Here is a 12,431-nt window from a genome sequence, read left to right on the forward strand (position 1 = left end):
GGGCTCCATCAGCAGCAGGGGACGAGTTCGGCGATCAGCGGTTCGCAAAGCTCCGCCTTGCCGCCGCAGCAATCCTTGACGAGGAACAGGGTAAGCGCCTTCAACTGGTCGAGATCGGCGCGATAGTTGATGATGCGGCTGCGCCGTTCCGAGCGAATGAGCCCGGCGCGCGCAAGCGTCGCGAGATGCACCGACATGGTGTTCTGGGGAACTCCCAACTGACGCGCAATTTCACCTGCGGCGAGACCGTGCGGCTCATGCCGCACCAACAGACGAAAGGCATCGAGCCTCGTTGTCTGGGCGAGCGCTCCCAGCGCCGTAATAGCTCTCTCTGATTCCATATATCCACTATGATAGATATGTAGGAAGAACACCAGGCAATTTTGATAGCCCAATCCAAGTCGATTACGGTGGTAGCGACGCGCTACATAGGGTAGGGGGGTATCCTATGGGACATTTGAATGAAGGCAATGACGAACTCCTGAAGCGGGTCCGCCGCATCGCAGGCCAAGTCGCGGCGATCGAAAAAGCGCTGACGGCCAATGCGGATTGCACGACGACGCTGCATCTCGTCGCAGCGACGCGCGGCGCCATCAACGGGCTGATGGACGAGATTATAGAAGAGCATGTCCGAGACCATGTGGCGGACCCCGACCTTACGGCCGCAGAACGTGCCGCAGGAGCTGAAGAACTGATCGCGGTGATACGCCGCTACGCGAAATAGAGCCGAGATAATGACCACTTTACGCGATATTGACGATTTCACGCACGCCCATGTGTATCTGGGGGCCGCCCACGACGACAATGCACGCCGGACGTTGTGGGTGGTGGTGCTGACGGCTGTGATGATGACCGGCGAAATATTCGCCGGGTATGTCACCGGATCGATGGCACTCCTGGCCGATGGCTTCCATATGGCGACCCATGCTGGCGCGCTGGGTGTCGCGGCGATTGCGTATGCCTATGCCAAGCAGCGTGCATCGAGCCGGCGGTTTAGCTTCGGAACCGGCAAGGTCGGCGACCTGGCGGGCTTCGCCTCGGCGTTGGTGCTTGGCCTGATCGCCTTGGGGATCGGTGTTGAATCAATCCTGCGCCTATTCGAGCCCATCAAGGTTGCGTTCGGCGAGGCGACCCTGATTGCAGTGATCGGGCTAGGCGTGAACATCCTCAGCGCATTTTTGTTGTCGGGCAGCCACCACCATCACGGTCATGACGATCATGTACACGACCATCATGCCCATGGCGGCGACAACAACCTCCGCTCTGCCTATGTGCATGTGCTCGCCGACGCCCTGACTTCCGTGCTGGCGATCGCGGCCCTGCTGGCAGGTCGCTATCTTGGTTGGGTGTGGATGGACCCTGTCATGGGTATCGTCGGAGCTGTGGTGATCGCTCGCTGGTCCTGGAGCCTGATGCGAGATACCGCTTCAGTCCTCCTTGATTCGACCGACAATCACGTTGCCGAGGAAATACAGGATCTCGTTGAGGGACCGGGCGACGTGCGTATTGCCGATCTCCATGTGTGGCGCGTCGGCCCCGAAGCCCATGCCGCCATCGTCGGTGTTGTCGGCGGTGCGGGAATCCACGCTGGTGTCATCCGTGACCGGCTCGTCCCTGTCCATGAACTGAAGCACCTGACGATCGAATGCCATTGAAGGTGCCCACGTGAAGTCCCCGTGCATAGACTTGTGCAGATTCGACGGCTCGACCGGCTGGTGTCGGGGGTGCGGCAGATCCAAACTCGAATGTCGGGCATGGAAGAAGGCGCAACCTCAACAACAACGCAAGATCGCTGCCGACCTTCCGCGCCGACTCGCGAAGTTGGCAGGACGCGCTCCGCACGAGTGAGTGGGCTCGCTGCGCTCACAGCGATCTACTGGCCTGTGAGATCAGCTCAGGAAGCCAGACGTGCAAGTATCGGACATTCGGGCCGCTCATTGCCGTGGCAAGCTTTAGCCAGGTCCAGCAATGCACCGCGCATTGCGTTAAGCGCATCCGCCTTCCGGCCGAGATCTGCGGCGCGCGATTCCGCTAGCGCCTTAACCTCCGCACTTGCGCGACCACGATCGGACCAGAGACCAAGTAGCACCCGGATTTCTTCGATCGGAAAACCAAGATCGCGGGCATTGGCAATGAAACGCAGTACATGCACGTCAGGGTCCGAATAGTCCCGATAGCCGCCATCGCGCCGCGGTGGCGGTGGGATTAGTCCGATCTTCTCGTAGTGCCGGATCATACGCTGCGAGACGCCACTCGCTGCAGATGCGCCACCGATGTTCACAGTGCCACCCGGTTAAGGCGCAGCACATTGGTGACGACGCTGACGGACGAGAGGGCCATCGCTGCTGCGGCGATAATGGGCGACAGGAGAATGCCAAACACCCGGTAGAGCAAACCTGCGGCGATCGGGACGCCTGCTGCATTGTAGATGAAGGCAAAGAAGAGATTCTGGCGGATATTGGCCATCGTCGCCTCGCTCAGCCGTCGTGCGCGCAAGATCCCATTGAGATCGCCCTTGAGCAGCGTCACGCCTGCGCTTTCGATGGCGACGTCCGTCCCCGAACCCATCGCGATGCCGACGTCGGCCGCCGCGAGCGCGGGCGCATCGTTCACTCCATCGCCCGCCATTGCAACCACACGGCCTTCGCGTTGCAAGCGCAGAACGACTGCGCTTTTCTGATCAGGGAGAACTTCGGCTTCAACCGCCTCGATACCAAGTTTACGAGCCACGGCCTGGGCTGTCGTTCGATTGTCGCCGGTCAGCATGACGACCCTGATGCCTTCCTTTCGCAGCGCCGCCAGCGCTTCAGCAGTTGTTGCCTTGATAGGATCTGCAATTGCGAGAATTCCTGCGACGCGGCCACGATCCCACCCAGCGCGAACGAGATGGCGCCGGCGCCGCTAGGCTTGCGCGATGGGGACAATGGCTCGGACACGAGGACTCCTTGCGAGATGGATGCCACCGTCCTAGCATCTGTAGTCACTACAGACTCAAGTGCTAATCGCGACCATGACTGCATCCAAGAGGATCCCGATCGGCGAGTTCTCGCGCCGCACTGGCTGCAACATCGAAACGATCCGCTACTATGAACGGATTGGCCTGTTGCCTGTACCGGAGCGCCGGGGCCGCTACCGTGCCTATGACCGCGACGACGTGCGGCGCCTCGCGTTCGTTCGGCGAGCGCGCGAGCTTGGGTTCTCCATCGAAACGGTGCGGGCTTTGCTCACGCTCGCCGCTGGAGGGTCAGCGTCATGTGCGCAGGCGCAAGCTTTCGCGGAGGCGCACCTGCGCGATGTGCGCGCGAAGATCGCCGACCTCGAGCGCATGGCGGACGTGCTCACGGACAGCGTCGCCGCCTGCGAGGCGGGCAGCCATGCCGGTTGCCCGCTGCTCGAAACCCTCGCAGCGCTGTGATCCGGACCAGTTCCTCCATCACCTTTAGCTTCCGGTCATTGTAGTTTGACGGCTACCCGACTTTCCCTCGTCATTCAGCGGGCAGCGGATCGCGCGGAAGCAGATCCTCGGCGTGCGCTACGTTCGAGGCCGCCAGCTCGCGTCGACCGAATCGGGCGTAGAGCGTCGGCAGCACGAACAGAGTCAGCAAGGTAGCCGAGATCAGCCCGCCGATCACCACGGTCGCGAGCGGCTTCTGGACCTCCGCTCCGGCGCCGTGCCCAAGCGCCATCGGCACGAACCCCAGGGAGGCGACCAGCGCGGTCATCGCCACGGGTCGCAAGCGGAGCAATGCTCCCTCGCGGCTGGCGCGGGCACGGTCCATGCCGGCCCGCATTAGGTCCTGGATCGAGGTGACCATGACCAGGCCGTTGAGCACCGCGATGCCGGAGAGCGCAATGAACCCGACCGCCGCCGAAATCGAGAACGGCATGCCGCGCAGCATCAGCGCAGCTACGCCGCCGACCAGCGCCAGCGGTATGCTGGTGAACACGATCGCGGCGTCGCGCGCGCTGCCGAGCGCGCCGTAGAGGAGCAGCAGAATCAGCGCGAAGCAGGCGGGCACGACGAGCATCAGACGATCACGCGCCGAGGCGAGATTCTCGAACTGACCGCCCCATTCTAGCCAGATGCCTGCGGGAAGGCGCACGTCCTTCGCGATCGCCGCCTGCGCATCGGCGACCACGCCGGCGACGTCGCGGCCGCGGACATTCGCCTGGACGACCACCCGGCGCTTGCCATTCTCGCGGCTGATCTGGTTGGGTCCGTCGGCGACGCCGATTTCGGCGACGCTGGCGAGCGGCACGAACGCGCCCGAGGGCGTCGGCACCGGAGTCTGTCCGAGCGTCGCGAAATTCGCGCGCTCGGTGTCTGAGAGGCGGATCACGATCGGGAACTTCCGGTCGCCCTCGAAGATCACGCCCGCCGGGCGGCCGCCGACCGCCGCGGCGACCACGTCCTGCACGTCCTTGGCGGTCACCCCGAGTCGCGCGGCCGCATCGCGGTTGAAGGCGATGTCGAGCATCGGCAGCCCTTCGGTCTGCTCGACCTTGACGTCCTCAGCGCCTTTCGTGCGCCGCAGCACCGCAGCGATCCTGTCGGCGGTATCGTTCATCTGCGCGAAGTCGTCGCCGAACACCTTGACCGCGACATCGCTGCGCACGCCGGCGATCAGTTCGTTGAACCGCATCTGGATCGGCTGGGTGATCTCGTAACTGTGCCCGGGTACTTGCGCTAGGCGCTGCTCGATGCGCTCGACGACATCGGCCTTGGTCTCGCCCGGATCGGGCCACTCGCCACGGGGCTTGAGCATCACGAACGTATCGGTGGCATTGGGCGGCATCGGATCAGACGCGAGCTCGGCCGTGCCGGTGCGCGAGAATACGACCCGGACCTCGGGTATGCCGGACAGCGCCTTCTCGATCTGGAACTGCATTCTCTGGCTCTGGTCGACCGAGGTGCCGGGCACCCGGAAGGCCTGGACGAGGACATTGCCCTCGTCGAGCTGTGGCAGGAACTCCTGGCCGAGCGTCGCATAGCCCACACCCGCCAGCGCCAGCGCGCCGATCGCAATGCCGAACGTGCGTTTGGGCGCGCGCATGGCCTGGTCGAGGCCGGGTTCATAGCGGCGGCGCAGCCAGCCGACGATCCGGCCTTCCTTCTCCTCGACCGGCTTGCTCAGCCAGATCGCTATCGCGGCCGGCACGAAGGTCAGCGACAGGACGAATGCAAACAGCAGCGCCATGATCACGGTCAGCGCCATCGGCTCAAATGTCTTGCCCTCGACGCCTGAGAGGGTGAGCAAGGGCACATAGACGAGGATGATGATCGCTTGGCCAAAGACCGACGGGCGGATCATCTCTCGGGCGGCCTGCGCCACCAGGGCGAGGCGTTCGCCGCGATCGAGCGGCCGGCCGAGATGGTGCTGGCGCTCCGCGATGCGCCGGAGCGCATTCTCGACGATGATCACCGCGCCATCGACAATCAGCCCGAAGTCGAGCGCGCCGAGACTCATGAGGTTGGCGGAGACACCGGCCTGGAGCATGCCGAACCCGGTCAGCAGCATGGTGATCGGGATCACCGCCGCCGCGATCAGCGCCGCGCGAAAGTTGCCGAGCAGCACGAACAGCACGACGATGACGAGCAGCGCACCTTCGCCGAGGTTGCGCGCGACCGTCGAGATCGTCGCGTTGACGAGGTCGGTGCGATCGAGCACCGGCTCGATGACGATGTCGGGCGGCAGCGACGGGCTAATGCGCCGCAACCGCTCGGCGACGCCGGTCGAGACGGTCCGGCTGTTCTCGCCGATCCGCATGACGGCGGTGCCGGTGACCACCTCATGGCCGGCTTCCGACGCCGAGCCGAGCCGGATCGCCTGGCCTAACCGCACCGCAGCAACCTGCCCGAGCAGGATCGGCGTGCCTTCGCGCGTGGCAATGACAGTGTTGGTGAGCTGTGCGGTGCTAACGATGCGCGCATCGGCGCGCACCGCCAGGCCTTCGCCGTTGCGATCGACAATGCCGCCGCCGATTGCGCTGTTGTTGGCCTCGAGCGCGGTGGCGAGTTCGCTCAGGGACAGTTTGAGCGCGGCGAGTTTCTGCACGTCGGGAACGACGAGATATTCCTTGTCGTAGCCGCCGAGCGAATCCACCCCTGCGACCCCGGCGACCGACTTGACCTGCGGCGCCACGATCCATTCCTGCACGGTGTGGAGATAGGTCGCCTTGTCGGCCTCGCTCACCAGCCGGTCGCCCTCGGGGGTGATGTAGCTGCCGTCGGGCTGGGTGCCGGGCTCGCCCGGCTTATGTTGCTCGTGCCCGCGATCCTGATAGCGGACGGTCCACATATAGATGTCGCCGAGCCCGGTCGCGATCGCGCCCATCTCGGGCGTGACTCCGTCGGGCAACCGCTCCTTGGCGTCGTTGATGCGCTCGACGACCTGTGCTCGCGCGAAATAGATGTCGGTCGCATCCGAGAACACCGCGGTGACCTGGGCGAAGCCGTTCCGGCTCAGCGACCGTGTGCTTTCCAGCCCCTTGATACCGGCCAGCGCGGTCTCGACCGGGAAGGTGACCTGCTTCTCGATCAGCTCAGGCGAGAGCGCGGGCGCACGGACATTGATCTGGACCTGGTTGTTGGTGACGTCGGGCACCGCGTCGATCGGTAGCCGATAGAGCGAGGCGGCGCCTACGATGGCGGCGATGGCGGTGAGCAGCAGGACGAACCAGCGGCGCTCGACCGCGAGGGTGACGATGCGTTCGATCATGGCTCAGTCCTCGTCCCCGCCTTCGCCCTTGCCGAGTTCGGCCTTGAGGGTGAAGCTGTTGGCGGCGGCGATCTGTTCGCGGCCGGTCAGCCCCGACAGGATCGTGACCGAGGCGCCATTGGCCTGGCCAAGCGTGACCGGCACCGCGCGGAACCCGGTGGCCGTGCGGACGAACACCACCGGCTTGTTCTCGACCGTCTGCACCGCGGTCGACGGCACGCTGATCGCGCTGCCGCCTTGGCCGCCGCCCAGCAGGATCGCCGCCTGCACACTCTCGCCGACCCGCCACTGGCCGGCGCGATTGTCGAGCGTCGCGATCACCGGCACCAGCCGGGTAGTCTCGTCGAGCACCGGCGAGACGAAGGTGACGCGCGCCGTGGCTTGCCGGCCCGACGCGCTCACTTCGACGGTGGCGCCCGGCCGGACGCGGCCGGCATCGGCGGCGGACAGCGACAGGGTCAGCGATACGGTCGAGAGGTTGGCGACCCGGAACAGCTCGGCATCGGCGGCAACGGTCTGGCCGAGCGTCACGGAGCGCGCGATCACCTGGCCGCCAATCGGGGCGCGGATCGCGATACGGTTGAGCGAGCCGCCGCCACCGCCCGCCGCTGACACCTGCTGGCGGGCGAGCCTGAGCGCGATATCGGCTTCGCGCGCGGCAGTGCGCGCCGCGATTAGATCCTGCTCGGCCGACACGCGTTCGTCGAACAAGCGCTGCTCGCGCCGGAGATTGGACTGGGCGAGCACGGCGCGCGCCTGTGCCGCCTCGACCTCGGCGTTGAGCTGGGCGGCCTCGCGGCTTTCGATCACCGCCAGCGTTTCGCTCCGTCCGACCGACTGGCCGAGGTTGCGGGTCAGCGCGACAATGCGTCCGCCGATTGCCGCCGACACGACCTGCGTGCCCTGCGGGTCGCCTTCGATGGTCGCAGGCAGCTCGATCGCTCCGCCGCCGCCGATGGTCGGACGCACGAGCTGGATACCGGCTGTTGTGATCTGCTGGGGCGTGAGGTTGACAATGCCTTCCGGCGCCTCGGCGCTTTCCTTGGCTTCGGCCTCGGTCTTTTCCTCGGCGGGCTTGGTGCCGCCACAAGCGGCGAGCGTGGCGACAAGCGCGAGGGGCAACGTCGCCCGCAAAATCGTGATCTTCATGGGCTCAGTCTTTCGTGATCGTGGGAGCGGCGCCGGTGAGGCGCTGGAGGCGCGCGCGCGCGTCATGCCAGGCGGCGAGCGCATCGACCGCAGCCGCGCGGGTCTCCGCCAGCGTGCGCTCGGCGTCGAGCAGGTCGAGCTGGCCGAACTTGCCCTCGCGATAGCCGATCCGCGCGATGCGTGCGGTCTCGACCGCGGCGGCAAGCGCAGGCCCGGTCGCGTTGCGCGCGTCGGCCGCCGCGTTCGCCACTTCGGCCTCGGCAGCAGAGATCGCCTGCTCGGCGTCGATTCGCGCCATGCGCCGTCGCGCGTCGGCCCGGTCGCGCTCGGCGCGCGCCTGAGCGACGCCGGCGCTGCCATTGTTGAACAGCGGAAGCGGGATCGACACGCCGAATACCGCGGCGGTGTCGTTGGTCGCCTCGAGCCGGCGCGCGCCGGCGCTCAGCGTCACGTCGGGAATGCGCTGCGAGCGGGCGAGCCCGACCTGCGCATCGGCGGTCGCGACCTCGGCATCGGCGGCGGCAAGCGCGAGCGTGCCGTCGACACTGGTTCTTGCCACGGGACCATAGCCGTCGATCCGGTCGAACCAGGCAAGGTCAAGCCCGGCCACGACCGGGCGGCCGATCAGCCGGGCCAGCGTGTCGCGGGCAACTGCGGTGTCGCGCTCGGCGCGCGCCGCCGCCGCCTCGGCATTGATGCGGAGCACGTCGGCGCGTTGCTGCTCGATTGGCGACGCGCGTCCCGCGCTCACGCGGATCCTGGCGGCGCGATAGGCCTCGGCGGCGATCCCCGCCTGCGCGCGGGCGATGCCGAGCCTGCGTTCGGCGGCCACGGCGGCGACATAGGCCTGGGTGACTCGCAGCGTGACATCGGCATCGGCGATTGCCGCGTCGATCCTTGCCCGCGCGCCTTGTGCTTCGGCGAGACCGATCCGCGCCGAACGCTTGCCGCCTAGTTCGATCGGCAGCGCGAACCCCACGGTGGTCTCTGCGCTGTCGATGCCGCGATAGGCGCCGCTGCCGGCGACGTTCTCGGTCTGCGCCTCGATCGAGGGATTGGGGCGCAGGCCGGCGACAGTGCGCGCCGCGCTGCTGGCGCGCAGGTCGGCCGATGCCGCTTCCAGCGCGGGCGAGTTTTGACGGGCGGCAGCGAGCGCTTCATCGAGCGTGAGCGCCACGGTGGCCGGCGGCGCGTCCTGTGCTGCGACCTGAGTGGAACAGAGGGCCGCGGCGAGGGCGGCCGCGAAGATACGGGACATAGGGAACGGTCTCCTGACGAATGGCTCAGAGTCCCTCGCGGCATGCGGCCGCGTGGACGAACGGCGCGTCAGGCGATGGGTGGCCTCAGGTTGCGCGCGGCGGCTATCGCGTCGGGCTCGATCGCGGGATCGATCCGCAGCGCAGTCCGGGCAATCGGGGTGGTCGTTGCCAGGCCGTCGAGGGTCGGCATGCCCAGATGATGATTGTGGCAGCTGCCGTGGTGATGCGGCGCCGGATTGTCCATGTCGCCCGGAACCTCGTCGCCATCGCCAGCGACATGGTCTCCGGCGCCGGCGGACAGCTCGATGCAGCCGACGATCTCCGCCGCGTGCGCCGCCGACACCGAGAGACCTGTCCACAAGGAGAGGACGAGCATCAAGCCGGCGACCAGGGCGAGCGATTGTCGCATCGGCTGTCCACCTAGCCGGACGGTGCCGGCAAGCAAACCGGCGGGGCGGGATCGGCTCCCATTCTGATTCGACGCCATATTTATTCCCCCTGAAGAATAGGCTGTGCGGGCGCCGTGCGCGGCAGATACGCCGATCGCAACTCGGCGCCCGCCTGGCGCATGATCTGGATGCCGCCGCTGATCCCGAGCGTGGCGAGGATCGCGGCAACGATCAGATCGGGCCATCCCGAACCGGTGCCGAACACGCCGAACGCGGCGGCGACCACGGCGACATTGCCGATCGCGTCATTGCGCGAGCAGATCCACACGGAGCGCATGTTCGCCTCGCCACTGCGAAAACGGTACAGGATGAAGGCGACCGCGACATTGGCCGCGAGCGCGAGACCACCGATAATCCCCATCGTCTCAGCCTGCGGAAGCGTGCCCGCGAACGCGGCATAGCCGGTGCTGCCGATCACCCACGCCCCGAGCGCGAACAGGGTGGCACCCTTGAGCATCGCCGCGCGCGCACGCCAGGTGAGCGCCATGCCTGCAACACCGAGGCTGATCGCGTAATTGGCGCTGTCGCCGAGGAAGTCGAGCGCATCGGCCTTGAGTGCGGCCGAGTGGGCGGTAACGCCCGCGAAAATCTCGACGCCGAACATGATCGCGTTGATGATCAACGCGATCCAGACCGCGCGGCGCCAGCGCGGATCGTTGGATGGGTCCGGCTTCGCGGAGGCGCAACTGGTGCAGGCCATTTCATTACCTCGAACGACTCGATGTCATGCGCTATGTGCGGCCTGTAGCAACTATAGGGTCAAGCGGGATTTCTGATGCAGATTGGTGAACTGGCGAGAACGACCTCGACCAAGGTCGAGACAATTCGTTTCTACGAGAAGATCGGATTGCTTCCCGAACCCGGGCGTACCGCAGGCAACTACCGCGACTATGGAGCCGCCCATCTGGCGCGGCTCTCCTTCATCCGCCGCGCGCGCGACCTCGGCTTCACGCTCGATCAGGTGCGCGAGCTACTTGCCCTCTCCGACGATCGGACCCGCTCGTGCAGCGCCGTCGATAGCGTCGCGCGTGCGCATCTCGCCCAGATCGACCAGAAGATCGCCGATCTACGCGCGCTTCGCCGCGAGCTCGACGAAGTGATCGGCCAGTGCAGCCAGGGCGCGATTTCCGACTGCCGGATCATCGAAGCACTGGGACCGTCGAGCCACGCAAGGCATTGACCCTGTAGCTGCTAGAGGGTGCAGAACATGCTCGCGACTCGCGGCGGAGATGATGATGAGCGACTGCGGATGTGAGGCGGACACCAAGCGGGCGGGCACCGATCCGGCCTATCGGCGTGCGCTGTGGATCGTGGTCATCCTCAACGTCGGGTTCGGCCTGTTCGAGCTGGTCGGCGGTTTCGTCGCCGGTTCGCAGGCGCTGAAAGCGGATTCGCTGGATTTCATCGGCGACGGGTCGATCACGCTCGTCGGGCTGATCGCGCTCGGCTGGGCCGCGGTCGCGCGCAGCCGCGTCGCGCTCGTGCAAGGAATCTTTCTCGCGAGCCTCGGGCTCGGGGTCATCGGGTTCGCTGCATGGCGCGCGTTCCATGCGATCCCGCCCGAAGCCGAGCTGATGGGTGGGATCGGTATCGCGGCGCTCGTCGTCAACGTATCGGCCGCCCTCGTCCTCGCGCGGTTCCGGGACCAGGGTGATGCGACGTCGCGCGCCATCTGGCTGTTCTCGCGCAACGACGCGCTTGCCAATATCGCCGTGATCGCCGCTGCCGCACTGGTCGGCTGGACGGGCCAGGCTTGGCCCGATCTTGTCGTCGCCGGCGTGATCGCGCTGCTGTTCCTCCATTCCGCTTATGACATCATCCGCGACGCGCGACGCGAGCTGGCGGAACATGCGACGAGGGCACGGGCATGAGCGACCGCGCCTACACACCGCCGCTCGGGACCGGCGATACCGCGGATTACGATCGCGCCATCCGGCGCTGGACCCGCGAGCTGCGCTGGCGCAGTGCCATGATCGAGCTGCTCGCGCCGCGCCCCGGCGAGACCATCATAGACGTCGGGTGCGGAACCGGCAGCTTCGCGGTCATGCTCAAGGCTGCCGCGCCTGGCGTGCATGTCATCGGCATCGATCCGGACGAAGAAGCGCTGGCGATCGCTCGCGCCAAGGGCGACGCCGCCGACGCGGACATCCATTGGGAGCGCGGCTTCGCGCGGGATATCGGTTCCCGCTCTGCCGACGCCGTGGTGTCGAGCCTGATGTTCCACCAGGTGCCGATGGCGGAAAAGCGGGCGGGCCTCGGGGCGATGCACGCGGCACTCCGCCCTGGCGGCAGGCTCGTGATCGCCGATTATGGGCGGCAATGGGGATTGATGCGGCTGCTGTTCCGCCTGACCATCCAGCGGCTCGACGGCGTGGCCGACACCCAGCCCAATGCCGACGGCGTGCTTCCAGAGCTCGTCTGCGCGACGGGGTTCGACAAAGTACGCGAAGCAGCGGACATCCATACGGTGACGGGCACGATCGCACTGATCGCGGCGGATCGGCCGGGCTGACGGGGCGTGGCCATGACGGACCTCAAAGCGGAGCAGAAGGAGATCAGGAAGCAGTCGGGGCTGGCCTTTCTGCTTTGTGCCGCGATCTCGGTCGCGTGCGTCCTCTTTCTGCCCAAGCTGGTCACTTTCCCGTCGGTGATCGGCGCGCGGCTTGCCTTCGCGATCCAGACGAGCTTCGTCCATTTCGCCCTCGTCCTGCTCGCCGTCCGCCTGGTCTCGAGCGGGCGCTACCGGTCCGCCGCCGACATCGGCGGCGCGGCCAAGGGGGGGTGACTACACGAAAGTGACGTATCTGCACGGAAAGGGCGAACGGATAGCGAACGTCACGCGGCAAGTAGGGAGT

At 66.5% G+C, this 12,431-nt stretch carries 15 protein-coding genes and 1 pseudogene; 8 read left to right on the plus strand and 8 right to left on the minus strand.

The features are described 5' to 3' along the window. Positions 1–8 precede the first annotated feature (8 nt). Positions 9–341 carry an ArsR/SmtB family transcription factor gene (locus L3X40_RS15550; RefSeq protein WP_237366403.1) on the minus strand — a complete coding sequence of 111 codons (333 nt, stop codon included), beginning with the start codon at positions 339–341 and terminating at the stop codon, positions 9–11. Between the two features lie 107 nt (positions 342–448). Here L3X40_RS15550 and L3X40_RS15555 point away from each other — a divergent pair, with 107 nt between their 5' ends. Genes L3X40_RS15555 through L3X40_RS15565 form a run of 3 tightly spaced genes read left to right on the plus strand, consistent with a single transcriptional unit; the run spans position 449 to position 1,848 of the window. Further along, on the plus strand, positions 449–724 hold the full coding sequence (locus L3X40_RS15555) for a metal/formaldehyde-sensitive transcriptional repressor (protein ID WP_188084243.1): 276 nt from the start codon (positions 449–451) through the stop codon (positions 722–724). 10 nt (positions 725–734) lie between these two features. Then, complete coding sequence (gene dmeF, locus L3X40_RS15560) at positions 735–1,655, plus strand: CDF family Co(II)/Ni(II) efflux transporter DmeF (RefSeq protein ID WP_188084242.1); 921 nt, start codon at positions 735–737, stop codon at positions 1,653–1,655. Positions 1,656–1,665: 10 nt separating this feature from the next. Continuing rightward, a complete protein-coding gene (locus tag L3X40_RS15565) occupies positions 1,666–1,848 on the plus strand; it encodes a DUF1289 domain-containing protein (protein WP_188084241.1) in 183 nt (60 codons plus the stop codon). A gap of 46 nt (positions 1,849–1,894) precedes the next feature. On the opposite strand, the gene cueR is transcribed toward L3X40_RS15565, so the two are convergent. Both cueR and L3X40_RS15575 read right to left on the minus strand, forming a co-directional pair. Next, on the minus strand, positions 1,895–2,281 hold the full coding sequence (cueR, locus tag L3X40_RS15570) for a Cu(I)-responsive transcriptional regulator (protein WP_237366404.1): 387 nt from the start codon (positions 2,279–2,281) through the stop codon (positions 1,895–1,897). Then, positions 2,278–2,862: pseudogene (locus tag L3X40_RS15575) on the minus strand (HAD-IC family P-type ATPase); the annotation flags it as partial. The gene cueR and the pseudogene L3X40_RS15575, both read right to left, overlap by 4 nt. A gap of 148 nt (positions 2,863–3,010) precedes the next feature. Here L3X40_RS15575 and L3X40_RS15580 point away from each other — a divergent pair. Next, positions 3,011–3,415, plus strand: coding sequence for a MerR family transcriptional regulator (locus L3X40_RS15580; RefSeq protein WP_188084240.1), 405 nt, complete (start codon positions 3,011–3,013; stop codon positions 3,413–3,415). Between the two features lie 70 nt (positions 3,416–3,485). Here L3X40_RS15580 and L3X40_RS15585 read toward each other — a convergent pair whose 3' ends face one another. From L3X40_RS15585 to L3X40_RS15605, 5 genes are all read right to left on the minus strand, one after another. Further along, positions 3,486–6,719, minus strand: a complete 3,234-nt coding sequence (locus tag L3X40_RS15585) for an efflux RND transporter permease subunit (RefSeq protein WP_237366405.1) — start codon at positions 6,717–6,719, stop codon at positions 3,486–3,488. Between the two features lie 3 nt (positions 6,720–6,722). Continuing rightward, complete coding sequence (locus L3X40_RS15590; RefSeq protein ID WP_021243981.1) at positions 6,723–7,868, minus strand: efflux RND transporter periplasmic adaptor subunit; 1,146 nt, start codon at positions 7,866–7,868, stop codon at positions 6,723–6,725. Positions 7,869–7,872: 4 nt separating this feature from the next. Next, positions 7,873–9,126, minus strand: coding sequence for a TolC family protein (locus L3X40_RS15595; RefSeq protein WP_021243980.1), 1,254 nt, complete (start codon positions 9,124–9,126; stop codon positions 7,873–7,875). 68 nt (positions 9,127–9,194) lie between these two features. After that, on the minus strand, positions 9,195–9,614 hold the full coding sequence (locus L3X40_RS15600; RefSeq protein WP_051187073.1) for a hypothetical protein: 420 nt from the start codon (positions 9,612–9,614) through the stop codon (positions 9,195–9,197). Between the two features lie 2 nt (positions 9,615–9,616). Beyond that, a complete protein-coding gene (locus L3X40_RS15605; protein ID WP_021243978.1) occupies positions 9,617–10,276 on the minus strand; it encodes a cation transporter in 660 nt (219 codons plus the stop codon). A gap of 75 nt (positions 10,277–10,351) precedes the next feature. Between L3X40_RS15605 and L3X40_RS15610 the strand changes: the two genes are divergently transcribed. Genes L3X40_RS15610 through L3X40_RS15625 form a run of 4 tightly spaced genes read left to right on the plus strand, consistent with a single transcriptional unit; the run spans position 10,352 to position 12,361 of the window. Next, positions 10,352–10,756 (plus strand): MerR family transcriptional regulator, encoded by a 405-nt coding sequence (locus L3X40_RS15610; protein ID WP_021243977.1) that lies wholly within the window; start codon positions 10,352–10,354, stop codon positions 10,754–10,756. A 55-nt stretch (positions 10,757–10,811) separates the two neighbouring features. Then, a complete protein-coding gene (locus tag L3X40_RS15615; RefSeq protein WP_031290672.1) occupies positions 10,812–11,447 on the plus strand; it encodes a cation transporter in 636 nt (211 codons plus the stop codon). Beyond that, positions 11,444–12,088: a class I SAM-dependent methyltransferase gene (locus L3X40_RS15620; protein ID WP_237366406.1), complete on the plus strand. Its 645-nt coding sequence runs from the start codon at positions 11,444–11,446 to the stop codon at positions 12,086–12,088. Before L3X40_RS15615 ends, L3X40_RS15620 begins: the two co-directional genes overlap by 4 nt. Before the next feature lie 12 nt (positions 12,089–12,100). Further along, positions 12,101–12,361 (plus strand): hypothetical protein, encoded by a 261-nt coding sequence (locus L3X40_RS15625; protein WP_237366407.1) that lies wholly within the window; start codon positions 12,101–12,103, stop codon positions 12,359–12,361. Positions 12,362–12,431: the final 70 nt, after the last annotated feature.

This window comes from Rhizorhapis sp. SPR117 (assembly GCF_021742065.1).